At 44.6% G+C, this 24,907-nt stretch carries 21 protein-coding genes and 1 pseudogene; 8 read left to right on the top strand and 14 right to left on the bottom strand.

The genetic code is table 11. The features are described 5' to 3' along the window. Positions 1 to 46: 46 nt before the first annotated feature. Complete coding sequence (locus LMJ53_RS08420) at positions 47 to 790, top strand: hypothetical protein (RefSeq protein ID WP_229585646.1); 744 nt, start codon at positions 47 to 49, stop codon at positions 788 to 790. Positions 791 to 1,073: 283 nt separating this feature from the next. Further along, on the top strand, positions 1,074 to 1,580 hold the full coding sequence (locus tag LMJ53_RS08415) for a CIA30 family protein (protein ID WP_229585645.1): 507 nt from the start codon (positions 1,074 to 1,076) through the stop codon (positions 1,578 to 1,580). Positions 1,581 to 1,656: 76 nt separating this feature from the next. Here the strand turns inward: LMJ53_RS08415 and LMJ53_RS08410 are convergent, their stop codons facing one another. The 9 genes and pseudogenes from LMJ53_RS08410 to gyrA form a co-directional block, all read right to left on the bottom strand. Continuing rightward, positions 1,657 to 1,935 (bottom strand): HNH endonuclease, encoded by a 279-nt coding sequence (locus LMJ53_RS08410; RefSeq protein WP_229585644.1) that lies wholly within the window; start codon positions 1,933 to 1,935, stop codon positions 1,657 to 1,659. 190 nt (positions 1,936 to 2,125) lie between these two features. Next, the gene (pyrF, locus tag LMJ53_RS08405) at positions 2,126 to 2,824 is read right to left on the bottom strand and encodes an orotidine-5'-phosphate decarboxylase (protein WP_229585643.1); all 699 of its coding nucleotides are present in this window, start codon (positions 2,822 to 2,824) and stop codon (positions 2,126 to 2,128) included. 19 nt (positions 2,825 to 2,843) lie between these two features. Then, the gene (locus LMJ53_RS08400) at positions 2,844 to 3,923 is read right to left on the bottom strand and encodes an N-acetylglucosaminyl transferase (protein WP_226751594.1); all 1,080 of its coding nucleotides are present in this window, start codon (positions 3,921 to 3,923) and stop codon (positions 2,844 to 2,846) included. A 333-nt stretch (positions 3,924 to 4,256) separates the two neighbouring features. Further along, positions 4,257 to 4,550: pseudogene (gene ihfB, locus LMJ53_RS08395) on the bottom strand (integration host factor subunit beta); the annotation flags it as partial. 55 nt (positions 4,551 to 4,605) lie between these two features. After that, positions 4,606 to 6,288: a 30S ribosomal protein S1 gene (gene rpsA / locus LMJ53_RS08390; RefSeq protein WP_226751685.1), complete on the bottom strand. Its 1,683-nt coding sequence runs from the start codon at positions 6,286 to 6,288 to the stop codon at positions 4,606 to 4,608. 109 nt (positions 6,289 to 6,397) lie between these two features. After that, complete coding sequence (gene cmk, locus LMJ53_RS08385) at positions 6,398 to 7,090, bottom strand: (d)CMP kinase (RefSeq protein WP_229585642.1); 693 nt, start codon at positions 7,088 to 7,090, stop codon at positions 6,398 to 6,400. A gap of 148 nt (positions 7,091 to 7,238) precedes the next feature. Further along, positions 7,239 to 8,519, bottom strand: a complete 1,281-nt coding sequence (gene aroA / locus LMJ53_RS08380) for a 3-phosphoshikimate 1-carboxyvinyltransferase (protein ID WP_229585641.1) — start codon at positions 8,517 to 8,519, stop codon at positions 7,239 to 7,241. Next, positions 8,516 to 9,598 carry a 3-phosphoserine/phosphohydroxythreonine transaminase gene (gene serC / locus LMJ53_RS08375; RefSeq protein WP_229585802.1) on the bottom strand — a complete coding sequence of 361 codons (1,083 nt, stop codon included), beginning with the start codon at positions 9,596 to 9,598 and terminating at the stop codon, positions 8,516 to 8,518. The genes aroA and serC overlap by 4 nt, the downstream gene beginning before the upstream one ends. A gap of 97 nt (positions 9,599 to 9,695) precedes the next feature. Continuing rightward, positions 9,696 to 12,323 (bottom strand): DNA gyrase subunit A, encoded by a 2,628-nt coding sequence (gene gyrA, locus LMJ53_RS08370; RefSeq protein WP_229585640.1) that lies wholly within the window; start codon positions 12,321 to 12,323, stop codon positions 9,696 to 9,698. A gap of 188 nt (positions 12,324 to 12,511) precedes the next feature. On the opposite strand from gyrA, the gene ubiG reads away from it, so the two are divergent. The 5 genes from ubiG to LMJ53_RS08345 all read left to right on the top strand — a co-directional run bounded on the left by ubiG (position 12,512) and on the right by LMJ53_RS08345 (position 18,387). After that, positions 12,512 to 13,222, top strand: a complete 711-nt coding sequence (gene ubiG, locus LMJ53_RS08365) for a bifunctional 2-polyprenyl-6-hydroxyphenol methylase/3-demethylubiquinol 3-O-methyltransferase UbiG (protein WP_229585639.1) — start codon at positions 12,512 to 12,514, stop codon at positions 13,220 to 13,222. A 344-nt stretch (positions 13,223 to 13,566) separates the two neighbouring features. Continuing rightward, positions 13,567 to 15,858, top strand: coding sequence for a class 1a ribonucleoside-diphosphate reductase subunit alpha (nrdA, locus tag LMJ53_RS08360; protein WP_226751600.1), 2,292 nt, complete (start codon positions 13,567 to 13,569; stop codon positions 15,856 to 15,858). Between the two features lie 106 nt (positions 15,859 to 15,964). Further along, complete coding sequence (gene nrdB / locus LMJ53_RS08355; RefSeq protein WP_229585638.1) at positions 15,965 to 17,095, top strand: class Ia ribonucleoside-diphosphate reductase subunit beta; 1,131 nt, start codon at positions 15,965 to 15,967, stop codon at positions 17,093 to 17,095. A 5-nt stretch (positions 17,096 to 17,100) separates the two neighbouring features. Further along, positions 17,101 to 17,358: a class I ribonucleotide reductase maintenance protein YfaE gene (gene yfaE / locus LMJ53_RS08350; RefSeq protein ID WP_229585637.1), complete on the top strand. Its 258-nt coding sequence runs from the start codon at positions 17,101 to 17,103 to the stop codon at positions 17,356 to 17,358. A 66-nt stretch (positions 17,359 to 17,424) separates the two neighbouring features. Beyond that, positions 17,425 to 18,387, top strand: coding sequence for a tetratricopeptide repeat protein (locus tag LMJ53_RS08345; protein WP_229585636.1), 963 nt, complete (start codon positions 17,425 to 17,427; stop codon positions 18,385 to 18,387). A gap of 73 nt (positions 18,388 to 18,460) precedes the next feature. Here LMJ53_RS08345 and LMJ53_RS08340 read toward each other — a convergent pair whose 3' ends face one another. From LMJ53_RS08340 to LMJ53_RS08320, 5 genes are all read right to left on the bottom strand, one after another. Next, positions 18,461 to 19,033 carry a YceI family protein gene (locus tag LMJ53_RS08340; protein ID WP_229585635.1) on the bottom strand — a complete coding sequence of 191 codons (573 nt, stop codon included), beginning with the start codon at positions 19,031 to 19,033 and terminating at the stop codon, positions 18,461 to 18,463. An 11-nt stretch (positions 19,034 to 19,044) separates the two neighbouring features. Further along, on the bottom strand, positions 19,045 to 19,593 hold the full coding sequence (locus LMJ53_RS08335) for a cytochrome b (RefSeq protein ID WP_229585634.1): 549 nt from the start codon (positions 19,591 to 19,593) through the stop codon (positions 19,045 to 19,047). 166 nt (positions 19,594 to 19,759) lie between these two features. Further along, a complete protein-coding gene (locus tag LMJ53_RS08330) occupies positions 19,760 to 20,674 on the bottom strand; it encodes a rhodanese-related sulfurtransferase (protein ID WP_229585633.1) in 915 nt (304 codons plus the stop codon). A gap of 92 nt (positions 20,675 to 20,766) precedes the next feature. Further along, the gene (locus LMJ53_RS08325) at positions 20,767 to 21,405 is read right to left on the bottom strand and encodes a LysE family translocator (protein WP_229585632.1); all 639 of its coding nucleotides are present in this window, start codon (positions 21,403 to 21,405) and stop codon (positions 20,767 to 20,769) included. Positions 21,406 to 21,533: 128 nt separating this feature from the next. Continuing rightward, positions 21,534 to 22,127, bottom strand: a complete 594-nt coding sequence (locus LMJ53_RS08320) for a GNAT family N-acetyltransferase (protein ID WP_229585631.1) — start codon at positions 22,125 to 22,127, stop codon at positions 21,534 to 21,536. A 166-nt stretch (positions 22,128 to 22,293) separates the two neighbouring features. On the opposite strand from LMJ53_RS08320, the gene LMJ53_RS08315 reads away from it, so the two are divergent. After that, complete coding sequence (locus LMJ53_RS08315) at positions 22,294 to 24,861, top strand: TonB-dependent receptor plug domain-containing protein (RefSeq protein ID WP_229585630.1); 2,568 nt, start codon at positions 22,294 to 22,296, stop codon at positions 24,859 to 24,861. Positions 24,862 to 24,907 lie beyond the last annotated feature (46 nt).

The following is a 24,907-nucleotide window of genomic DNA, read 5'->3' as shown; positions in this document are numbered from 1 at the left end:
GGATGATGATGCGCCGATGAGTAAGGCAAAATTTCAGGGAGGATAGGTGAAGTATTTCTTTTTAGTTTTTTGTTTTATGGTTGTTGGCTGTACTAGCTCAAAAAATACTGGTGAAAATAGCCAAAATGCTGAAATGGATGTTGATATCAAAAATGGCAATCTTATTTATCAGGGCGAGATAACTGAAACTTCAAATAACGCTATTTTCTCACTTTTTAACAATGCTGAATTCAAACCCAATCGTCTTGTTATATCCAGCAATGGCGGTGAGATAGGTGCAGGAATGGATCTAGGTCGTTGGATCAAGGATAACAAATTGGATGTTGAAGTTAAGGGCGTGTGTGCATCATCTTGCGCAAACTACGTATTTCCAGCTGCCCATACCAAGTACTTAAGAAAAGACTCGGTCTTGTTATGGCATGGCAGCGCTTGGCAAGCGGATTGGAATATTGAAAAGGAATTTGTCGATACCTTCAAGACTCATATAACTTTAATGCGTAAGCAGGAAACTACATTTTATTCAGATATCGGTGTCGATAATCTATTGGCCATCTATGGTCAAACCCAATTTAATTTCATGGATTATGTTCTAAACTTTTTTGGCAAGGGTGCGGTTGGATACGACTACTCGTTGGCTGATTTACAGAAGTTTGGACTTGCTAATATCATACTGTTAGATAATGAATGGGATTGGCGAAAATATCGTCCTCAAAGAGTAAGTTTAGTCAGGCGTATTAAGGTTGGACATGATTACGAGTTTAAGCTTAAGAGATTTGACATAAAGCATTAAAAATTGATCGCCGGCAAAGAACGCTGGCTATTATAATAATTATCAATTTAACATAATATACATTATGAGCTATGCTGATTGTGTTAGGTAAAAGCACCTGCTGACAGTCTTTTGAGGCAATATTGCACCATTTACCTGATAAAACCGTATCACTAAGCATCTTACCTTTGGGTGTTTTATTATGCGGCATACTGGTATTAAATATTCTTTAGCGATATGTGCTTTCGTCTTTAGTCAGGCTTTTGCGCAAACAACTTTAAACAGTAAATCTGCGAGTGCTGCTATGTCAGAGCCAGTAACATTACAATTTTATAATCCACAACACTTCAATCAAGCCATGTTGATCCATGATACGGTTATGGGTGGCCGCTCTAAAGGAAATGCGCGCTTAATGTCCGAAAATAACGGTGTGTTATTTGTCGGTGATTTATCTTTAGAAAACAATGGCGGCTTTGCCTCGATAGAATTTAATTTGGCGCAAGCCTTACCCAAGCAACGTTTTCAGCAAGTGGTATTAGCCACGGTTGCCGATGGCAGAACTTATCAGCTACGTTTAAAAACACCTTTTATTCCTCGCGGTGTGGCCTATGTCGCAGAGTTTAAAACAACGGCTGATGTACAGCGTTATGCTTTTAATCTTGCTGATTTTCAAGGGCGTTATCGCGGCCGAGCTTTAACCAATATGCCAGAACTTCACTTTAAAGATGTGCAGCAAGTCTCTTTAATGCTCGCAGATAAGAACCCTGGACCATTTCGAATTGAGCTATATGATCTGCAATTTAACCAATAAATTAAAAATTATAAAATCAATCTGTTACTGTTAACGCTTACTGAAAATTAATTGTAAGGGTATTGATATTAAAGGCTTATTTTTGTTTTGCTGCCCACTGTAAATGACGCTGTATAGCGTCGTCTGCAAGTAATAAATCTAAGGTATTAAAACGCTGCGCTAAAGTGATTTCATCATATTGTTTATGAATGGCTTTGTGACACAATCGGCACAAATAAACACCTTGCTGCAATTCTGCTTTGCTGTACTTTTTGTTAAAACGGCTACGCCGATGCATCTTACGTGGAATAAGATGATGAAAGGTCAGTAATGTCTGTCGCTGACAAAGCTGACAATGTTTCACCGCCAAAAACATAGTTAACTCCTCTCGCTTTAAACGTTAGCCACACCCTACTCGACACTTTTTGCCCATTTCTTAATGGCTAAGATACACATATTACGTTGAGTGCTTAGGATGTTTTACGCGAGAGGCAGTGTTTTAGCTCTGTGAAATTGCAGCTGCATTTTCACAGAGCTCACCAAATATCGAAGAAATCAGACTGTACTTACGCCAGTTCTGCAATGATAGCCTGTAATGCAGCTAACGGCTCTGTCGCTTTGGTGATGGGTCGACCAATCACCATGAAATCCACACCAACCGCTTTGGCTGCAGACGGTGTCATGACTCGGCGTTGATCATCAGCTGCGGCATCGGCTAAACGAATACCGGGTGTCACTAACTGAAATGCACTACCAAATTGTTGTTTTAACATACTGGCTTCTTGTGCCGAGCACACTACTCCATCTAACCCCGACTGTGCGGCTAAACCGGCCAATTTCATCACTTGCTCAGCCGGCGTTAAAGTAATGCCCAGTTCAGTTAAATCTTGTTGTTCCATGCTGGTTAACACCGTAACCGCAATTAATTTGGGTCTGTTGTCTCCAAAGCGTTGCAATGCTTCTTGCGCTGCTTTCATCATACGACTGCCACCACTGGCATGCACATTAACCATCCAGACGCCAAGATCCGCGGCTGCACTCACCGCTTTGGCTACGGTGTTTGGAATATCATGAAATTTCAAATCAAGAAAAACGTCAAAGTGACGTTGTTGTAAGGCTTTGACAAATTGCGGCCCAAAATGAGTAAACATCTCTTTGCCGACTTTTAAACGACATAATGACGGATCAAGTTGGCTGACCAGCGCCAGAGCATCGGCTTGCTTTTCATAATCTAAAGCAACAATGACAGGAGACTTGCACGACATGAATTATCCTTTGAAAAAATTAACGGCCATCTACGCCGGCAATAGGCTCTACAGTTTCCCATTGCTGACATGAAGGACATAACCAATACGGTTGACGAGTTTTAAAGCCACAGCTGCGACAGCTATAGAGGATCTTACTGGCAAGATAAGCATTCACCAGCTCTTCTACTGAGCTGAGTACCTCTGCCGCCTGAGCCGATTGCTGCTGCCGAATTTGTAGCAATTTTTGAAACAAACGAATGTTCGGCTGTTGCCGTAATTTATCAAGCACATAATGCTCTGCAGCAGTAATAGAGCCATGTTCAGTTAACCAATCGCACAGTAATAAACGCGCGCTGGTATTGTGATGCTTATCTGCAAGCAAGGTAAGCAACTGATACCACTCATCTTCATCTAAATGGCATTGGCTTAATTGCGGTAAAATATCCGCACTCCATTGTGGCTTTTGTTTCAAAATGCTCAGCAAAGCCCCTTTAGCCGTAGCCGCATCATGTTGAGCTAAGGCTAACTTTGCCAATTCAAAACGTGGACGAATAGCCTGAGGATAACGCTCGGCCAATTCCGCTAAGATAGTCAGATCCAGCGCAGCCCCTTTTAAACTTTCCGTATGCAAATTAGCCAGCGCAATGCGTAACGACTTAGATTGGGTATTGGCCACTTCAGTGGTTAATGCAACTGCTTTGCTTAACTCATGCGTCGCCATAAAAATACTGAATAGTTGCTTTAGCGAGGCTTCGCGTAATGCTTCGCTGTTAACTAACTGCAGTAATAAATGCTCTGCCCGATCATACAAACCCGCAGAGTAATAATCTTTAGCCAACTCAAATTGAATGTGTTGCGCTTGTACTTTAGGCAGTTTTAATTGGTGCAGTTTTTCGTGAATACGAATGGCTTTATCCCAATCACCTTTGCGACGGAATAAATTAGCTAATGCAAGGTAGGTGTCGATGGTTGCCGCTTCAATATCAAGCAGTTCAAGTAACTGCTCGATCGCTTTATCTTCTTGATCAGTGAGGAGGAAATTTAAACCCGAAGACAGGTTTCGGGTAATATTTGCCCTACCCTTAAGCTCTTTGTGTTTGAGGCTATTTTGTCCCATAAACCAACCGTAAGCAACGGCGACGGGAAGCAAAAGAAATAGCAGCTCAGGCATAAGAATTAGGTGTTATCAGTTGATTTATTTAGCCAACGTTTTGTTTTTCGTTGCAGCGCAAATAACAGACTTAACAGCAGTCCGATGATTAGGCCTAAAACTAGAAAGATCACTGCGATATCAATTACCCGCAATGTTAGCTTAACAACCAACAAATTCAGTTCGGCAGTTTGCTGATTAGTTGAGCCTAGTAGAAAACCAAAAAGTACTACGGCTACAATAAATAAAATAAATAGTATTTTGCGCAACACTCAGCTCCGCTTAATCAATAAAAAGCGCTTACGTGTTGTCTTTTACGCGGTCACGTAACTCTTTACCGGGTTTGAAATGAGGAACGTATTTGCCATCAAGTTCTACTTTGTCGCCTGTTTTTGGATTACGGCCTAAACGAGCGGCACGATAATGCAAAGAGAAACTACCAAAGCCACGTATTTCAATACGCTCACTTGATGCTAAAGATTGTGCCATCTGTTCCAAAATTTCTTTCACAGACGCTTCTACATCTTTGACTTGAATATGGGGAAAATCAGTAGCTAACTTTTCAATCAATTCAGACTTGGTCATAGCCCCTCCGGCAAACCTACGAGTAGAATAAGCAAGGGGCGAGTGCCCCCTGCTTTATCAGCAATTAATCCTGCTTTTGGGCAGCTTTAAATGCTTCAGCCATAGCGTTACCACCGAAATCAGCTTCTTGTTGTTGCTTGCTGTTTACAGTGTCCATAGCTTCTTTTTCTTCAGCTTCGAATTTCGCTTTGATAGACAGGCTAATTACGCGGTTCTTACGATCCACACCCATCAAACGCGCTTCAATTTCTTCGCCAACTTTCAATACAGTTGATGCATCTTCAACACGGTCACGTGAAATATCAGATACACGAACATAACCTTCAACAGCGCCTTCTAACATAACAGTCGCGCCTTTCGCGTCAACGGCAGTGACTTCACCTTTAACGATAGCACCTTTTTTGTTATCAGCAAGGTAACCATTGAACGGATCTTCATCCAGTTGTTTGATACCTAAAGAAATACGCTCGCGCTCTGGGTCAACTTGTAACACAACGGCGTGTACTTCGTCGCCTTTCTTGAATTCACGAACCGCTTCTTCGCCAGTGGCGTTCCAGCTGATGTCTGATAAGTGAACCAGACCATCGATACCGCCGTCTAAGCCGATGAAGATACCGAAGTCAGTAATTGACTTGATCTTACCGCTTACACGATCACCCTTGTTGAAGCCCTTAGCGAACTCTTCCCATGGGTTAGCTTTACACTGTTTCAAGCCTAAAGAAATACGACGACGTTCTTCGTCAATTTCTAGAACCATCACTTCCACTGAGTCACCTAAGTTAACCACTTTAGATGGGTGGATGTTTTTGTTGGTCCAATCCATTTCTGAAACGTGTACTAAGCCTTCTACGCCTTCTTCGATTTCTACGAAACAGCCGTAATCAGTCAGGTTAGTTACACGACCCGTGATGCGAGCACCTTCTGGGTAACGTGAAGCGATAGCTGCCCACGGATCTTCGCCCATTTGCTTCAGGCCTAAAGAAACGCGTTGCTTTTCGCGGTCGAATTTCAGTACTTTTACTGGAATTTCGTCGCCAACGTTAACGATTTCGCTTGGGTGCTTAACGCGCTTCCATGCCATATCAGTGATATGCAGTAAGCCGTCTACGCCACCTAAGTCAACGAATGCACCGTAGTCAGTCAGGTTCTTAACGATACCTTTAACTTCCATGCCTTCTTCTAAATTCTCTAACAGCTGATCACGTTCTTGGCTGCTTTCAGATTCGATAACGGCACGACGTGAAACCACGACGTTGTTACGCTTCTGATCAAGCTTGATAACTTTGAATTCCAGCTCTTTGTTTTCTAAGTGCAGCGTGTCGCGTACTGGACGTACGTCAACTAATGAACCAGGCAGGAACGCACGGATACCATCAACTTCAACTGTGAAGCCACCTTTAACTTTACCAGTGATAACACCGATAACCGTTTCTTTATCATCGCAAGCTTTTTCCAGGCGAACCCAGGCCTCATGGCGCTTAGCTTTTTCACGTGATAATAAGGTTTCACCGAAACCATCTTCAATAGCGTCTAATGCTACGTCGATGATGTCACCTACACTCACCTCGATCTCACCGCTCAAAGATTTGAACTGTTCAACCGGAATAGCTGCTTCTGATTTAAGACCGGCGTCAACCATAACAACGTCTTTCAGAACCGCTACAACAGTACCTTTAACGATGGCACCAGGACGAGTTTCGATAGTTTTGAGGCTTTCCTCAAACATTAGTGCAAAATTTTCAGTCATATTCACTTTTTCAGTTAAGTTCACCACGTCGCATCTTGCGTTGTGGGGTTGCTAAGTTTACCAATAACATCCGTATTACTGGCTGTCCAAAATGCGCCCTTGGCCTGGTTCAAACGCTTGTTAACGACAACTTAATGTTAACAAACTGCAGTACCTCTTGCAGCACCTGTTCAATGGGTTTATTGGTCGAATCCAGCATGTAGGCATCAGCTGCCGGTTTTAAAGGCGCTGTAGCACGATTCATATCGCGCTCATCCCGAGCTTGGATTTCGTTCAAAAGGTCGCCGATGTTAACATCAAAGCCCTTTTCTTTCAACTCTAAATAACGACGCTGCGCCCGTTCTTCGGCGTCTGCAGTTAAAAATATTTTAACTTCTGCTTGTGGAAAAACGACGGTTCCCATGTCGCGACCATCCGCCACTAAGCCCGGCTCTTCAGCAAAAGCCCGTTGCCGGCGTAACAAGGCTTCACGCACAGTAGGCAGTGAGGCAATTTTTGAAGCCATGTCAGCAACGTCTTGAGTTCGAATGGTTTGGCTAACATTTTCGCCTTCTAACGTCACGCGCGTGTTACCGTGTTCATCGCCACTAAATTGCACATCGAGATGCGCGGCTAAAGGTTGCAGTGCCGCCTCGTCGCTTGGATCAATTTGATGGTGCATAGCAGCTAACGCTAAGACGCGGTATATAGCGCCGCTGTCGAGTAATTGCCATCCCAGGTGTTGCGCCAATAAACGGCTAATGGTTCCTTTACCTGAACCGCCTGGTCCGTCGATGGTTACGACTGGTGCTAATTGTGGCATCCTACCCCCTAAGTTAAAACGTCTATTCGGTGTTTCAAAACGCGGCTTATTATACAGCTTTTTGTGACGATTGCTGGTTTAACTGCAATTTATAAAGCAAAAACGCGCAACCATTTTGGTTACGCGTTTTTAGGTTAGATGAAGGGTATTAGTGGCTTAGCTTCGTGAATTCCGTAAAGTAACTCGGAAAGGTTTTTGCAGTGCAATCCGGGTCTTCTATTGTGACGGCCGTATCACTAAGCGCAACTAACGAAAAACACATTGCCACACGGTGATCATTATAGGTCGCAATACTGGCATGTTGCAGTTGTGCTGGCGGTATAATTTTTAAATAGTCTTCGCCTTCTTCCACCTCAGCGCCTACTTTTCGCAATTCTGTGGCCATCGCGGTTAAGCGATCGGTTTCTTTAACCCGCCAATTATAAACATTACGGATTACGGTTGGGCCTTTGGCAAACAAGGCGGTGGTGGCAATCGTCATTGCTGCATCGGGAATAGCGTTGTAATCACGGTCAATGCCACGTAACTCGTTACGCGTAACTGATATATAATCATCACCCCAATCGACTATCGCGCCCATCTCGGCCAACGCATCGGCAAAGTGAATATCACCTTGCACAGCATGTTTGCCAATTCCGGTGACCTTAACGGTGCCTCCTTTGATAGCCGCTGCGGCCAAAAAGTAAGATGCCGATGAAGCATCACCTTCAACTAACCACTGGCCTGGTGACTGATAACACTGGTTACCCGTAACCAAAAAGCGCTTATAATCTTGGTTTTCTACTTCAATGCCAAAGCGAGACATTAACGCTAAGGTAATATCAATGTAGGGTTTAGAGACTAATTCACCTTGGATCTCAATAACACTGTCACCGGCTAATAAAGGCGCGACCATCAGTACTGCCGTTAAAAACTGACTTGAGACACTGCCATCGATCAGGCAATGCCCCCCTTGCAACGGCTTACCACGAATACGCAGTGGTGGATAATTAACCTCGCCCAAATAGTCGATATCCGCTTGCCACTGCGCCAGTGCATCCACTAAGTGGCCAATGGGCCGCTCGTACATTCTTGGCTCGCCGGTTAAGGTAACATCTACTTGGCAAGCAGCCAGTACCGCCGTGAGCGGACGCATTGCGGTGCCAGCGTTACCTAAAAATAGAGACAAAGGCTCAGCTTGGTTAAAAACGCCACCATTGCCTACTACGGTACAACGGGTGCGACAAGCAGATAATTGATACGAGATACCCAGAGCAGTTAACGCGCTAAGCATGTGCCGAACATCATCACTGTCGAGTAAGTTACTGATTTCGGTTGTACCTTTCGCTAAGGCTGCTAACAGCAGCACTCGGTTAGAAATACTTTTTGAACCGGGTAAATGCACTTCACCGGCGATATGAGCAATGGGGTTTAAGGTTAGCGTCTTCATCCGTTTACCTTTGCAAAATCTTTCATAAAATTCACTAAAGCCTCAACACCTTCTTGTGGCATAGCGTTGTATAAACTGGCGCGCATCCCACCCACCATACGATGGCCTTTTAAGGCCAATAAACCTTGTTGCTCAGCTTGCTTTACAAAGCTGTCGTTTAATTGTTCATCACCGAGGAAAAACGGTACATTCATCCAAGAGCGATAGGCCGGATCAACATCATTGCGGTAAAAATCACTTTCATCGATGTAGCGATACAGTGTTTCGGCTTTACGTTGATTACGTTGAGCCATGGCCGCTAAACCACCTTGTTGTTTTAACCATTTGAACACTAAACCCGCTAAATACCAGGCGTAGGTGGGTGGTGTGTTAAACATGCTGTCATTTTCAGCAGCGAGGCGATAATCCAAGATCGCTGGAATGGCGGCATCTTTTGCTGGTAACAAATCTTCACGCACAATCACTAAGGTTAAACCTGATGGGCCGATATTTTTCTGAGCGCCGGCATAAATAACGCCATAGCGCGCAATATCAATGGGCCGTGATAAAATGGTCGACGACATATCTGCAACAATCGGCACCTGGGTTTGCGGTAAATCGGTAAATTCTAAACCATCCACCGTTTCATTGGGGCAGCAATGAACGTAAGCCGCATCTTCGTGGATCTGCCAGTCACTACTGGCGACCATACTGCGTAATTGTGCAGCGGTTTTTTGCCGAATATCGTGCTCACGAACCGAGCCAAACTTTTTCGCTTCTTCTACTGCGGCTAGTGACCAAGCACCTGACACGATATATTCAGCCGTTTTGCCGCTGTGCAATAAATTCAGTGGCACTGCTGAAAACTGACCACGGCCGCCACCGTGCATAAATAAGACTTTGTAATTGTCGGGAATGGCTAACAGATCTCTGAGATCTTGCTCAGCTTGTGCGGCCAGTTGCATAAATACTTTACTGCGATGGCTCAATTCCATCACCGAACAACCCTGTCCTTGCCAGTTAATAAATTCCTGCTGTGCCTGTTGCATCACCGCTGTAGGTAACATGGCTGGGCCAGCACAAAAATTATAGGTGGTCATTGTCATATCTCGCTTCTTTGTTGGTTAATTTCAAACTGGCCTTGGTTATTTTTTATTCTAAAAACAAAACGAGCGCCAAAGCGCTCGTTTTTAGGGGTTACTCTTCTTCGCCACTGGCATCTTGTGCTAATTGGCTGTCTTGTACTTCTGGCGTACGGCTTGCGCCTTCTTCGGTTACCGCTAAGATTTCATCCTCTTGGATCTCATCAATGCGTTCCACGCCAACCACTTTTTCACCTTCTTGAGTACGGATCAAGATAACACCTTGAGTGTTACGGCCGACTTCAGAAACTTCTTTCACACGAGTACGTACCAAGGTGCCTTTGTTTGAAATCATCATGATTTCATCGCTTTCTGACACTTGCACAGCACCCACCACCAAGCCATTACGCTCAGACACTTTAATCGATACCACACCTTGTGTGGCGCGGCTCTTCGCTGGGTATTCGCTTAATGCCGTTCGCTTACCGTAGCCGTTCTCGGTAACCGTTAAGATGGGGTTATCGCCGTTCGGGATAATCAGTGAAACAACACTGCCCCCTTCACGTAAACGAATACCGCGCACACCGGTAGCCGTTCGGCCCATGCCGCGTACTTGATCTTCAGTAAAGCGTACCACTTTACCGTCATCAGAGAACAACATGATTTCGTTGCTACCGTCAGTGATCGCGACATCAATCAGGTGATCGCCTTCGTTTAGGTTAACCGCAATAATACCGTTGGCACGTGGACGCGAATAATCCGTTAAGGCCGTTTTCTTCACGGTACCGTTGGCCGTGGCCATAAAGACATATTTGCCTTCTTCGTACTCACGTACCGGCAGAATGGCGTTAATACGCTCGCCTTCTTCCAGCGGTAATAAGTTGATAATCGGTTTACCACGCGCGGTACGGCTGGCCAGCGGTAATTGATAGACTTTCATCCAATACATCCGGCCACGATTCGAGAAACATAAAATCGTATCATGAGTACTGGCGACCAACAGCTTATCAACAAAATCTTCGTCTTTAACCGTTGTTGCCGCTTTACCACGACCACCACGACGCTGCGCTTCATAATCGCTTAACGGTTGGTACTTGGCATAGCCAAGGTGCGATAAGGTCACCACAACATCTTCTTCGGTGATCAAATCTTCGATATTGATATCCAGCATATTATCCTGGATCTCAGTGCGTCGAGCATCGCCATACTGCGCTTTAATGGCTTCTAATTCTTCGCAAATCACTTCCATTAAACGTTCAGGGCTTGCCAAAATATGTAATAACTCGGCAATCAGTTCTAACAGATCTTTATATTCAGCTAAGATCTTTTCATGTTCTAGGCCGGTCAGCTTTTGTAAGCGTAAATCTAGAATGGCTTGAGCTTGCTGTTCAGTTAAGAAGTAAAAACCATCACGAATACCAAAATGTGCTTCTAACCACTCTGGGCGTGCGGCATCTTCACCGGCGCGCTCTAACATCGCCGTTACGCCACCGAGTTTCCAACCGCGCTCAACTAAACCGGCTTTCGCTTCGGCTGGGCTGGCAGAGGTTTTAATCAGTTCAATAATTTCATCGATGTTGGCCAGCGCAATGGCTAAACCTTCTAAGATATGGGCACGATCACGCGCTTTACGTAAGTCATAAACAGTACGACGGGTAACCACTTCGCGGCGATGCAGAATAAAGTATTCCAGCATCGGGATCAGCCCCAGTAACTTCGGCTGATTGTTGGCCAAGGCTACCATATTGATACCAAACACGGTTTGCATTTGGGTGTTGGCATACAGCTGGTTTAACATGACGTCGCTTGATTCGCCACGTTTCAATTCAATAACGATACGCATACCGTCTTTGTCTGATTCGTCACGTAAAGCCGATATGCCTTCTATACGTTTTTCTTTAACTAATTCCGCAATTTTTTCAATTAAGCGGGCTTTGTTCACTTGGTAAGGAATTTCGTGCACGATAATCGCTTCACGACCGGTTTTTTCATCGGTTTCGATAAAGGTTTTCGCACGGATATACACCTTACCACGACCCGTACGGTAAGCTTCTTCAATACCTTTACGGCCATTGATGATCGCAGACGTTGGGAAATCGGGACCGGGGATATATTGCATTAATTCATGCAATTCGATATCTGGGTTCGCAATTAACGCTAAACAGCCATCGATCACTTCGGTTAAGTTGTGTGGCGGGATATTGGTTGCCATACCCACAGCAATACCCGAAGAGCCGTTGATCAATAGATTAGGCACTTTGGTTGGCATAACCGCAGGGATCATTTCGGTGCCGTCATAGTTTGGCACGAAGTCTACGGTTTCTTTATCAAGGTCAGCCAGCAATTCGTGTGCAATACGCGCCATGCGAACTTCGGTGTAACGCATCGCCGCTGCAGAATCGCCGTCGATGGAACCAAAGTTACCCTGACCATCTACTAACATATAACGTAACGAGAATGGCTGAGCCATCCGGACGATCGTGTCGTATACCGCACTATCACCGTGTGGGTGATATTTACCGATAACATCGCCGACAACACGCGCCGATTTCTTGTAGGCTTTGTTCCAATCGTTGCCCAATTCCTTCATTGCGAATAACACACGACGGTGTACTGGCTTCAAACCGTCCCGCACATCGGGTAAGGCGCGGCCTACAATGACGCTCATCGCGTAATCGAGGTAAGAATTTTTTAATTCTTCTTCGATATTAATCGGGACTATTTCTTTGGCCAGATCTGTCATAAAACGTTATTTTCCCTTAAATCAAATAGATAACTCGCTTTTTTTGATCTTCTACAGCGCGAGACAACGCGGGATTCTACCACAGAATCAGCGCCTTGCCATGCCTGTTTATGCCTTGTGTAAAGATTGCTGTCTTTGCCATAACAGATCAAGGCCTTATAATGACAAAAAACAACAAGGTTAGCATTATGACAACGCATACTAATGTCGATCCCGCAGAGATCGCGAAATTCAATGATATCGCTGCCCGCTGGTGGGATCCAGAAGGTGAATTTAAGCCTTTACATCTGTTAAACCCGACGCGTTTAGGCTTTATTTGCGATCAAGTCGGTGGCATTTTTGAAACGACAACACTTGATGTGGGCTGTGGCGGCGGTATTTTAGCGGAAAGCATGGCACGGGCCGGTGCTAACGTCACCGCAATTGATATGGCCAGCGAAAGTTTAAATGTGGCGCGTTTGCATGCTTTAGACAGCGCTCTGACGATTGATTATCAACAAAGCACGGCCGAAGCGTTTGCCGCAATGCACCCCGCTAAGTTTGATTTAGTCACTTGTATGGAAATGTTAGAGCATGTGCCTGAGCCCGCTTCAGTGGTTCAAGCCTGTGCCGATTTAGCTGCGCCTGGCGCCACTTTAATTTTTTCGACAATTAATAAAACGCCAAAAGCCTATTTAATGGCTATTTTAGGTGCAGAGCATATACTGCGCATCGTGCCTAAAGGGACGCACCAGTTTGATAAATTTATTCGCCCCTCTACACTAATGCGCTTTATCGAAGCAGCCGGCCTAGAGGTCGTGGATGCGACCGGTTTACACTTTAATCCGGTTTATAACAGCTTTAAAATTGGCCCAGGGTTAGACGTTAATTATTTTGTGGTAGCACGCAAACCCGCATAAGACAGCTAGCCGCCTAAACCAGGCGGCTTAATAACCAGATAAACTTAAAACGCTGCTTATTAGAACAAATGATTTTTTTACGCATTTTTAGCATAAAACACTTGCCTAAAATGCGTGATACCCGGCACACTGACTGTCAGGTTAGCAGCTACTTACTAGATTAAACATTCCGAAATTTTGCCGCATTTCCTCTCTTGCAAAAATCATTAATCCACTCTATCTTGTGATCGAATTTAGAAATACACCCATATGTTGTGTAATACAGCAGCAACACGGGTTTATTTTATCGCCGTGTTTTGCACACGCATCCCTTTATGATTAAAAAGAAACGGAATACTTCAGCAATGACTCAAACTCTTTTTGTGACCAAGCGCGATGGCCGCCGTGAACCCCTCGATTTAGATAAAATCCACCGAGTGATCACTTGGGCAGCCGAAGGTTTAGCTAACGTGTCGGTATCACAGGTAGAATTGAAATCGCATATCCAGTTTTATGATGGCATTAAATCTTCAGACATTCATGAAACCATTATTAAAGCAGCAGCTGACTTAATTTCGAAAGACACCCCTGATTATCAATATATGGCGGCGCGTTTAGCCGTGTTTCATCTGCGTAAAAAAGCTTACGGTCAATTTGAGCCACCACACCTTTATAAGCATGTGGTTAAGATGGTGGAAGCTAAACGTTATGATGCGCATATCCTGGCCGATTACAGCGAAGCAGAATTAGATCAACTGAATAGCTTTATTGATCACGGTCGTGATTTGAACTTCAGTTATGCTGCGGTGAAACAATTAGAAGGTAAATATCTGGTGCAAAACCGGGTTACCGGTGAAATTTATGAAAGCGCGCAGTTTTTATATATTTTAGTCGCGGCCTGCTTGTTTGCGAATTATCCGAAGAGCCAACGCCTGGATTTTATTCGCCGTTTCTATGACGCCACCTCATTATTTAAAATTTCCTTGCCCACACCCATCATGTCTGGTGTGCGTACCCCAACCCGTCAATTTAGCTCATGCGTGTTAATTGAATGTGGCGATAGCTTAGACTCGATTAATGCGACTTCAAGCGCTATCGTCAAATACGTGAGTCAGCGCGCGGGTATCGGTATCAACGCCGGACGCATTCGCGCCTTAGGCAGTGCTATTCGAAATGGTGAAGCCTTTCATACTGGCTGTATCCCTTTTTATAAGCATTTTCAAACCGCGGTTAAAAGCTGTTCACAAGGGGGAGTGCGTGGTGGCGCGGCAACTTTATTCTACCCACTTTGGCATTTAGAAGTAGAATCATTGCTTGTTCTGAAAAACAACCGTGGTGTTGAAGAAAACCGCGTGCGTCATTTAGATTACGGTGTGCAGTTCAACCGCTTAATGTATACCCGTTTAATCAAAGACGACTACATCACCCTGTTTAGCCCATCTGATGTGCCAGGCTTGTATGACGCTTTCTTTGAAGATCAAGAGCAGTTTGATGCTTTATATGTGAAATACGAAGCCGACAGCAAAATTCGCAAAAAACGGATTAAAGCCATTGAACTGTTCACCTTGTTCATGCAAGAGCGTGCCAGTACCGGGCGTATCTACTTACAGAACGTCGATCACTGTAATACTCATAGCCCGTTTAATCCTAAGCTTGCGCCTGTGCGTCAAAGTAATCTCTGTTTAGAAATTGCCTTACCTACTAAGCCACTTGAGCATGTGAACGATCCTAATGGTGAAATTGCCCTGTGCACCTTATCTGCGTTTAACCTAGGGGCCATTACTGATTTATCTGAACTAGAAGAGTTGGCTGACTTAGCCGTACGTTCATTAGATAGTTTGTTAGATTATCAAGACTACCCTATCCCAGCGGCTTACTCGGCATCGATTGCCCGTCGTACTCTGGGTGTAGGTGTGATCAACTATGCCTATTATCTGGCAAAAAATGGTGTGAAATACTCTGACGGTTCTGCTAACGGTTTAACGCACCGCACCTTTGAAGCGATTCAATTTTACTTATTAAAAGCGTCAATGAAACTAGCGCAAGAGCGTGGTCCTTGTCCGAAGTTTAACGAGACCACTTATGCGCAAGGTATTTTACCAATTGATACCTATAAAAAAGATTTAGATAAAGTTTGCCAAGAACCCTTACATCTAGATTGGGAAACGCTGCGTAAAGATATTCAACAATATGGTTTACGTAACTCTACTTTATCGGCCTTAATGCCGTCAGAGACCTCTTCGCAGATCTCTAACGCCACCAATGGTATCGAGCCGCCACGTGGCCATATCAGTGTGAAAGCCAGCAAAGACGGTATTTTAAAACAAGTTGTTCCAGAATATGAACGCTTAAAAGATCAGTACGAATTGCTTTGGGATATTCCGACTAACGATGGTTACTTAGCCTTAGTCGCGATCATGCAGAAGTTTATCGACCAAACCATTTCGGCGAACACCAACTATGATCCCGCTAAGTTTGTTGGCGGTAAAGTACCGATGAAAGTCTTACTGAAAGATCTGCTTAACGCCTACAAACTTGGGGTTAAAACCATGTACTACCACAATACTCGTGATGGTGCAGCAGACTTGCAAGATGATATTAAAGCGGCCGCAGCAGAAGAAGATGATGGTTGTGCCGGCGGTGCTTGTAAAATTTAGTCAGTGTGGTGCTAGCCTGCTTGGCTAGCACCATAAATACAATCGTTTAGGGTGCTGTTTAACCCAATGATGTTTATCACTTTGTTTCTCAGGATTAGTAACTAACATGGCGTATACGACTTTTAACCGCACCATGAACGACCAAATGAAAGAACCGATGTTCTTTGGTAATTCTGTCAATGTTTCACGGTATGACCAGCAAAAGTATCCCATTTTTGAAAAGCTGATTGAAAAACAACTGAGCTTCTTCTGGCGTCCTGAAGAAATCGATGTCAGCAAGGATCGTATCGATTTTCAGCAGTTACCTGAACATGAAAAACATATCTTTTTAAGCAACTTAAAGTACCAAACGCTACTCGATTCGGTACAAGGTCGCTCACCCAATATTGCGCTATTACCGATAGTGTCGATCCCTGAGCTTGAAACCTGGATTGAAACCTGGGCATTTAGTGAAACCATCCACAGTCGCAGCTATACGCATATCGTGCGGAATATCTCGTCTGAGCCGCACAAAGTGTTCGACGATATTATGTTGAACCAGAAAATCTTAGAGCGTGCTGAAGATGTCTCACGTTACTACGATGAATTGATTGATGGTATTAACCTGTATCAACGCCATGGCGCTGGTACCCATGTGCTCAATGGTGAAACGGTCAGTATCACCCTGCGTGAACTGAAAAAACGGCTGTATCTGTGTTTAATGTCGGTTAACGTACTAGAAGCCATTCGTTTTTACGTTAGCTTTGCATGTAGTTTTGCTTTTGCAGAACGCGAGCTGATGGAAGGCAACGCCAAAATTATCCGCTTAATTGCTCGTGATGAAGCACTGCATTTAACCGGAACACAGCATATGCTGAATATTATGGCCAGCGGCGACGATGACCCCGAAATGGCAGAGATCGCCAAAGAGTGCGAAGAAGAAGCTTACGCTATTTTTATGCGCGCTGCCGAGCAAGAAAAAGATTGGGCAGCCTACCTGTTTAAAGATGGCTCGATGATCGGCTTAAACAAAGACATCTTATGTCAGTATGTGGAGTTTATTACCAACAGCCGGATGCAAGCGGTTGGCTTAAAAGCGCGCTTTAGCACCACGCAAAATCCGATCCCGTGGATCAATACTTGGTTAGTGTCTGATAACGTACAAGTTGCACCACAAGAGTCAGAAATCAGCTCTTATTTGGTTGGCCAAATTGATAATGAAGTTGATAGTGGCTCATTTGGCGACTTTGATCTCTAAGCATAATGGCTGAAGTGATCGTTAATGCGCAAGCGCCGCTACAGTACGATAGCGGCCAGCGCAATTTGCTCGATTTTCTAGAAAAACAGCAACACACCCTTAATTTTCAGTGCCGTGAAGGATTTTGCGGTGCCTGTCGTTGTACACTGATAAGTGGCCAAGTTCGTTATTTACAAGAACCTTTAGCCTATGTCCGTCGTGGCGAATTCCTGCCTTGTTGTAGCGTTCCTGCCAGTAACATTGAAATAGAAATTCCGAAATAGGATAGCTATTTTTTGTAATTTCGCGCAAAATTAGCCCATTAGTTTCTCTAGGTGATCCGCTAATTCATGAAATCTGTTTTGCTCTCCCTGCTGTTAAGTTTGCCTACCACCAGCACTGTACCCACTGAGTTACAACAACTGTTTGAGCAAGCACGCTATCCGCAATTATTGCAACAACTGCAGCAAGTTGAACCTAATGCCGCCTTACAGTTGTTAAAAGCAAAAGCGCTGATCCAGCAGCAGCAACGTGAAGAAGCCAACACCCTGCTTAATCAATTAGTTATTGCATACCCAAATGATGTGGCCATTTTGACCCAAGCGGCGCTAAACAAAGTAGCCTTAGCCAATGCCGGTTCATTATTTCAAGCCAGAAAACGCGCAACTGACGCCCTGACTTTATTTCAACAAGCGGTTGAACTCGATGCGCATTACTACCCGGCACAACAAGCGTTAATCACTTTTTACCAAACCGCACCAGCAAATGTCGGCGGCAGTAAATCATTAGCGGCTGAGCAAGCGAACCGTTTACAGCAATTAAATGCGGTACAAGGGGTGTTGGCCAAGGTGATGATTGCGGTTAATGAGTCACGTTTAAATGAAGCCTTAGCTATGCTGGAACAGCAACTGCAGATCAGTATTAATCAACCCGATTTGTTACTACGCAAAGCAACCTTACTAGCCCAGCAAAATGCCTATTTAGCGGCGCAAGAAGCCTATTTAAAAGCCTTACCCTTTTTAACTGATCCGATACAACAATATAGCAGTCGCTTTCAAATTGGCCGACTGGCGGTATTTACCAATCAGTATCAGCAACAAGGTATTGAGGCACTTGAAAGCTATCTCGCTTATTACCAAGGCAGCCAACAAAGCCGTATCAGCCGTGCAAAACTGCGCTTAGCACAGTTGTATTTGCAGCAAGGTAACAAAGATAAAGCACGTAGCTTGTATCTGCAAATCGCAGAAGTGTTAACTGAAGAGCAAGACTTTTTAGATGCACGTTCTAAATTAGGAAGCTTATTACAGCAATAAGCTAATGCGTCAGTAGCGACTAAAAAATAAAGGCGACCTGGCATCTAGCAGCGTCGCCTTTTTTATCAGTACCTTACTGTTTTATGCCTTCTACGCTCAATTCCATAAAGACAGTGCTAGATGCTGGGCCTAAATCGTAATTAATCCCAAAGTCTTTTAAAGCAAAAGAAGTGGTGCCCGCGAAACCTGCGCGATAACCGCCCCACGGATCCTGGCCTTCACCGATTTTCTCAGCCGCAATGACCACCTCTTTTGTCACACCATTTAAAGTGAGTTTACCGTGTAAATCAAAGTTATCGCCAGCTTTGGCAACAACCTTAGTACTCACAAATGTTGCCTTGGGGTGTTTAGCGACATTTAAAAAATCGCTGCCACGCAAATGCTTGTCGCGCTCAGCATGGTTAGAGTCAATGCTGTTAGTATCGATAGATAACTGGATCTTGGAGGCGGTGAGATCCGCAGCATCGTAACTAAAGTCACCGGCAAAAGTATTAAAGCGCCCGTACAGCCAACTGTAGCCAAGATGACTTATCTTAAACTGCACAAAGGCATGGGCACCCTGCGTATCAATAACATAATCCGCGGCATGAACCGGTAAAGCCGACAGTGTAGCCAGCGTTGCAGCCAATAATAATTTCTTCATCATATTCTCCAAGATTAAGGTTTACGGCCGAGCATGCGACTCAACGTCTGATCTTTATCAATAACGTGATGTTTTAAAGCCGCTAAGCCATGAATTGAAGCAAAGGCAATTAGGCTGTAGGCGACATATTCATGAACTAAACCCGCAATATCGGCTTGATGGTTAAACAATGCCCCAAGTGACGGCACGTCAAACCAACCAAATACGGAGATAGCACGGCCATCTTCAGTAGAGATCAGATAACCGCTCAACACCATCAATGCCATCGCCAAATACAAATAAGCTTGTACTATGCCAGAGAGCAATCTCTGCCAAGCTCGGTGGCTAGCGATGCTTTTGGGTTGTTGGCTGAACAGGCGCCATAACAAACGAATACACCACAACACAGCCAATAACATCCCAACACTTTTATGCCAATCAGGGGCGATACGGTACCATTTGCTGTAGTACGTTAAATCGACCATCCAGACACCCAGACTAAATAAACCAATAACCATAAAAGCCATCAGCCAATGCAGCAAAACACTGATTAATCCATAATGGTGTTGACTGTTTTTAAGCATGTTGATCTCCTGTGCAATGCCATCATATATCAATTTAATTAAAGTTAAATTGCATTAATCCGTAGCATTAATTCGATTTAATAGGCGGGATTGGCAGCAGAACAGCTAAAACAAGCAAGCCAGCTAGGCGCTGGCTTGCTTGTTAGTATAATGAGGCTATGACCGTTTATTCAAATTTACCATCGCGGATGTGTTTTTCGCCGCGTAACTTAGCTAACTCAACTTGGCGTTGCCGCTCGGCAAAAGCGGCTTTTTGCTCGTCAGTGGTCTTTTGATAACAATGCGGGCAGCTAAGGCCTTTTGCATAATGCTCTGAAGCCATTTCAACGGCCGATAAAGGCATCCGACAAGCGTAACATTGATCATAACTGCCTTGAGCGAGGCCGTGTTTTACGGCGACACGCTGATCGAAAACAAAACATTCGCCTTGCCATTTGCTTTGTTGCTCGGGCATTTCTTCCAGATACTTTAAAATACCGCCATCCAGATGATAGACCTCAGCAAAGCCCTGCTCTTTTAAAAACGCCGTGGATTTTTCGCAGCGAATGCCACCAGTACAAAACATAGCCACTTTTTTGTGTTTAGTTTTATCCAAGTTCTCGGCAGCCCATTGTGGGAACTCACGAAAATTTGTAGTGTTGGGGTTAATGGCATTTTCAAAGGTACCAATGGCTACTTCATAATCATTGCGCGTATCAATAACGATAGTCTCAGGATCGCTGATTAGTTGGTTCCATTCTTCGCCTTTTACATAGGTACCCACAATATGCTTAGGATCAATACCAGGCACACCCATGGTGACGATTTCATTCTTTAATTTTACCTTGGTACGGTAAAACGCTTGTTCTTGCGCCAATGATTCTTTGTAACTCATGCCAACAAAGCGCTCGTCACTTTCTAACCAAGCTTTAACCGCATCAATCCCCTGCCGCGGTCCAGAAATCGTGCCATTAATGCCTTCAGCCGCCAGCAATAAGGTGCCTTTGACTTTATGCATAACCATTTGATTATATAAAGGTTCACGCAGCTCTTCGAAATCAGGTAAATCTACAAACTTATATAAAGCAGCAACAACAAACATTATCTATCCTCTTGCTCGGCTGGATCGTAAATCCAGTGCAATTAAAAACAGCGCGCATTATAGCGACAATACGCGCACTCACCAAGCAGGCCTTAGCTAAAACTGCTCATTAACAAATGACCTGCTAATAACAACAATAACACGCCCATCAGGCGGTCAAACCAAAATCCTTTAGACAGTAAAAAATGCCGAATACGCTGTTGGGTCAGTAAATAAGACAGCATGCAAAACCACACCGCGGTCATCGCGGCCATGTAAAGGCCATAAATTGCTTTAAATAACAGCGGCGTTTGTGCAGAAATCACCACGGCAAATAACGATAAGAAAAATAACGTGGCTTTAGGGTTAAGGCCATTAGTAATAAAACCGGTGCTAAAGGCTTTTTTAGCGCTAGGCAGCTGTTCATTACCCGCAGTAACATCCGCAGTGGCGCCTAATTTAGGAGCTTGCGCGCGAATAGCGCCCTGCCCTAAATAAATTAAATACAACGCGGCGGCAACCGACAATAATTGAAATAACCAGGGGGTGGTTTTGATTAATACCCCAATACCAATTAGAGAATAAGAAACGTGCAATAAAATGGCGGCCCCGATGCCTAAACTGGCATAAACAGCGGTTTTACGGCCATAACGCACGGCATAACGCAGCACAATCGCAAAATCAGGGCCGGGACTGGCAACCGCAAGCAAATGGGCAGCGGCAATCACTAAAAATTCAGGCCAAAAACTCATGAAGTTAACTCTGTATTTAATTTTCGGTAATTGTAAAGATTGTCAGCGCCAAAGGCTACTCACCATTTGTCTAAGCTTATGAAAACCAATGCAGTTAAAAGCCTAAATGCATAACTCAAACGAAGGCGCTACTTAAACACAATGACCATTTCAGCCGCACTACAGCAACAGATCCCTTCACAAACAGGACAGGCATACCCCTGATAGGACAACGCTTGCCAACGGTTTTCATGGATTTTAAGCAGTTGACCACCCGCTTTACTAAAGTAACGTACCGCACTGTTATGGGGTGATTCTCGCCATAAATGGGCCAAGCCAGCACGCGCTCCTTGTTGTTTTAACACTAAGCTTGATTGCTGCAGTAAGCGTTGGCCTATACCTTGACCTTGTAGCTTAGGACTGACCGCTACCGATTTAAAGTAAGCCATCGTCGAAACGGCAACCGGCCAACGTTCGCAGCTACACCATTCGTCAGGCTGCCATTGTCCGGCAGCAAAGCTGAGTCGGTAACCAAGCACCTGCTGTGCGGCCAGCGCGACAAAGCTGGCATTGAGGCCTTGGTAAACCCCTTGCTGCTGCATAACAGCGAGTTTTTCGTTATCCATATAACCGGCACCATGCACCTCGTTCGCCAATTGGGTCACTTGAGCAAAGTGTTTAATCGTTAAGGGCAGAATGTCAACCGCGGTTGCAGAAAAGTTAGCAGACGATAATTTGGACAAATTAAGCCCCTTTTGAGTCAATAACATGTTTAAAAAAGCATCAGTTGCGATAAATGCCACAATAAATAAGATAGACAACAGCAACAATATTCAATATGGTTAAGAAGACGCAAAAAACAAAATGCAGCGTTAGCAGACACAATTATTACTATCCAGGAAATTTATCATGAAAAAAAGTAATTACTATCACCCGGTGAGCCGGGCAGTAAAATACGCGCTAGCCTCAGGTTTAGCTTTGAGCGTTTATTCAACCAACACCTTAGCACAAGACACTGCTGCTGCCGAAGCAGAAACCAAAGTGGAAAAAATTGCGGTCGTCGGTTCACGGTCTGCCCCACGCTCGATTGCTGATTCTCCAGTACCTGTGGATATTATCGGTGGTGATGAATTAATGAAGAGCGGTAGCAGCGATATGCTTAATATGCTGACTTCCACCGTGCCGTCATTAAATGTGCAAACAACCCCCATTAGTGATGCAGCAACGCTGATCCGCCCAGTTAACCTGCGGGGTTTATCTTCTGACAGTACATTAATCCTGTTAAATGGTAAGCGCCGTCATCGTGCCTCTGTTATTACCTTTTTAGGCGGTGGCTTAAATGATGGTGCTCAAGGCCCAGATATCTCTGTTATCCCAGGTATCGCTTTAAAGCAAGTTGAAGTGCTACGTGATGGTGCTGCTGCGCAATACGGCTCTGACGCTATCGCAGGTGTGATCAACTTTGTGCTAAAAGATGCCGATCAAGGCGGCAGCATTGAAGTGAAACAAGGTGAATACTATGAAGGTGATGGTAATTCAACGGAAATTGCTGCCAACGTTGGTATGCCGTTAACCGATGCAGGTTTTGTTAACCTAAGCGTGCAATACAAAAACGTTGATGCCACGAGCCGCAGTGTGCAGCGCGCTGATGCGCAAGGTTTAATCGATGCCGGTAACCCTTTTGTTGCACCGATTGCCCAAGTTTGGGGTTCACCAGAGCTGAAAGATGATTTCACTTTCTTTGGTAATGCCGGTTTAGATTTAGGCAATGATCGTGAAGCCTACATTTTTGGTAACTACTCAGAACGTGATGTTACCGGTGGTTTCTACTATCGTAACCCACACACTCGCGGTGGTGTATTCTCTAATGACGGCGGTGAAACGCTGGAAGTGGTTGATACCACTGGCCAGGGTAACTGTAGCAATGTGTCTTTATTTGACGGTAGCAACAAACTCAACCACGATCAAATCACGGCCAGAGTTGCGGCTTTACCGAGCAACTGTTTCACCTTCTTCTCGATGTTCCCTGGCGGCTTTACCCCGAATTTCGGTGGTAATATCACCGATACCTCATTAACCGCAGGTACCAAGGGTGAATTTAAAGAAGGCGTATTAGCCAATGTATTTTACGATTTCTCTGCCTCTGTTGGTCGCAGTGAATCTAACTTTAAAATCATCAACACCGTTAACGCTTCGCTTGGCCCAGATACGCCAACCAGTTTTGATGCGGGTAAATATATCCAACTGGAAAAAAACTTTTCAGCTGACTTTGTAAAATATGTTGAAGCTGGTTTTTACAACGATGTAGTGGTTGCCAGCGGCTTACAATGGACAGAAGAAAGCTTTGAAATCGTCGCCGGTGAAGTGGCCTCTTGGGAAATTGGCCCTTATGTTAGCCAATTAACCAATGGCTCAAACGGCTTCCCGGGTTTCCAGCCTGATGATGCGGGATTAAATGATCGTCGCAACTATGCCGCTTATATTGATGTTGAAGCTGAAATTACTGAAAAGCTGTTAATGGCAACCGCATTACGTTTTGAAGATTACGATAGTTTTGGCAACACCACTAACTATAAAATTACCGGTCAATATCGTTTAACGGATGACTTGGCTGTTCGTGGTTCACACAGCACCGGTTTCCGTGCGCCAACGGTCGGACAATCTAACGTACGTAACGTGCGTACTGCGTTAATTGGTGGCGAGCTAGTGGATATCGCTTTATTACCCCCTACCAGCCCAGTATCGTTGTTAAAAGGTGGTAAAGAGTTAACGCCAGAAGAATCAAAAAGCTTTGCTGTGGGTTTAGTCTATAGTGGCGCAAGTTTCTTTTTCACTGCTGATTTATTCCGCATTGAAGTAGACGACCGTATTGGCCAATCGGCTGAGTTTGATGTTACCGCAGCTGACCGTATTGCCTTGCAAGCGGCAGGTGTACGTGGTGTTGAATCGCTGTCGCAAATCACTTTCTTGACCAACGACTTTGATACCGTTACCACCGGCTTAGATCTGGTTGCCAATTACAGCACCAGTTTACTTGACGGTCGTTCTACGTTCAGTTTGGCATATAACTGGACAGACACCGAAGTAAAACGCTTTACTGCCGTTACCGGTGCCTTCAAAGTATCACGCTTAGAAAATGATTTACCGAATCATCGTGCAACCTTAACCTGGAACCAACAATGGCAAGACATTGATATGTTCGTTCGTGGTAACTACTACGGTAGCTTCCAAGGCGTTCATGCTGATGATCCAGGTTTAGTCGGTCAAGGCTCTGAAAAGATGACCTTCGATGTTGAAGTGGCTTACCACCTTAACGACAAGTTTTCTGTCGCCGTAGGTGCACAAAACGTGTTCGATACCGATGCTGAACGCTTACCCAGCGACTTTAGCGAAATCCTCGGTGCTCAATTTTATGAGACCTCACCGATGGGTATCAATGGTGGTTATTACTACCTAAAAGGCATCTATCGTTTTTAACGATAAGCCCCGCGTTCTGTAAAGAACGCGGCTTAACCTAAAAACA

The organism is Rheinheimera sp. UJ51 (assembly GCF_020819615.1).
GTDB lineage: Bacteria > Pseudomonadota > Gammaproteobacteria > Enterobacterales > Alteromonadaceae > Alishewanella > Alishewanella maricola.
The sequence above is the reverse complement of the archived record's forward strand: the minus strand, read 5'-3'. Positions and strand labels throughout refer to the sequence as shown.

Bases quoted from the DNA above. Each gene is read 5' to 3' on its own strand.
- LMJ53_RS08415 (WP_229585645.1), top strand. From the start codon at position 1,074: ATGTCAGAGCCAGTAACATTACAATTTTATAATCCACAACACTTCAAT.
- LMJ53_RS08410 (WP_229585644.1), bottom strand. From the start codon at position 1,935: ATGTTTTTGGCGGTGAAACATTGTCAGCTTTGTCAGCGACAGACATTA.
- pyrF (WP_229585643.1), bottom strand. From the start codon at position 2,824: ATGTCGTGCAAGTCTCCTGTCATTGTTGCTTTAGATTATGAAAAGCAA.
- LMJ53_RS08400 (WP_226751594.1), bottom strand. From the start codon at position 3,923: ATGGGACAAAATAGCCTCAAACACAAAGAGCTTAAGGGTAGGGCAAAT.
- rpsA (WP_226751685.1), bottom strand. From the start codon at position 6,288: ATGACTGAAAATTTTGCACTAATGTTTGAGGAAAGCCTCAAAACTATC.
- cmk (WP_229585642.1), bottom strand. From the start codon at position 7,090: ATGCCACAATTAGCACCAGTCGTAACCATCGACGGACCAGGCGGTTCA.
- aroA (WP_229585641.1), bottom strand. From the start codon at position 8,519: ATGAAGACGCTAACCTTAAACCCCATTGCTCATATCGCCGGTGAAGTG.
- serC (WP_229585802.1), bottom strand. From the start codon at position 9,598: ATGACCACCTATAATTTTTGTGCTGGCCCAGCCATGTTACCTACAGCG.
- gyrA (WP_229585640.1), bottom strand. From the start codon at position 12,323: ATGACAGATCTGGCCAAAGAAATAGTCCCGATTAATATCGAAGAAGAA.
- ubiG (WP_229585639.1), top strand. From the start codon at position 12,512: ATGACAACGCATACTAATGTCGATCCCGCAGAGATCGCGAAATTCAAT.
- nrdA (WP_226751600.1), top strand. From the start codon at position 13,567: ATGACTCAAACTCTTTTTGTGACCAAGCGCGATGGCCGCCGTGAACCC.
- nrdB (WP_229585638.1), top strand. From the start codon at position 15,965: ATGGCGTATACGACTTTTAACCGCACCATGAACGACCAAATGAAAGAA.
- yfaE (WP_229585637.1), top strand. From the start codon at position 17,101: ATGGCTGAAGTGATCGTTAATGCGCAAGCGCCGCTACAGTACGATAGC.
- LMJ53_RS08345 (WP_229585636.1), top strand. From the start codon at position 17,425: ATGAAATCTGTTTTGCTCTCCCTGCTGTTAAGTTTGCCTACCACCAGC.
- LMJ53_RS08340 (WP_229585635.1), bottom strand. From the start codon at position 19,033: ATGATGAAGAAATTATTATTGGCTGCAACGCTGGCTACACTGTCGGCT.
- LMJ53_RS08335 (WP_229585634.1), bottom strand. From the start codon at position 19,593: ATGCTTAAAAACAGTCAACACCATTATGGATTAATCAGTGTTTTGCTG.
- LMJ53_RS08330 (WP_229585633.1), bottom strand. From the start codon at position 20,674: ATGTTTGTTGTTGCTGCTTTATATAAGTTTGTAGATTTACCTGATTTC.
- LMJ53_RS08325 (WP_229585632.1), bottom strand. From the start codon at position 21,405: ATGAGTTTTTGGCCTGAATTTTTAGTGATTGCCGCTGCCCATTTGCTT.
- LMJ53_RS08315 (WP_229585630.1), top strand. From the start codon at position 22,294: ATGAAAAAAAGTAATTACTATCACCCGGTGAGCCGGGCAGTAAAATAC.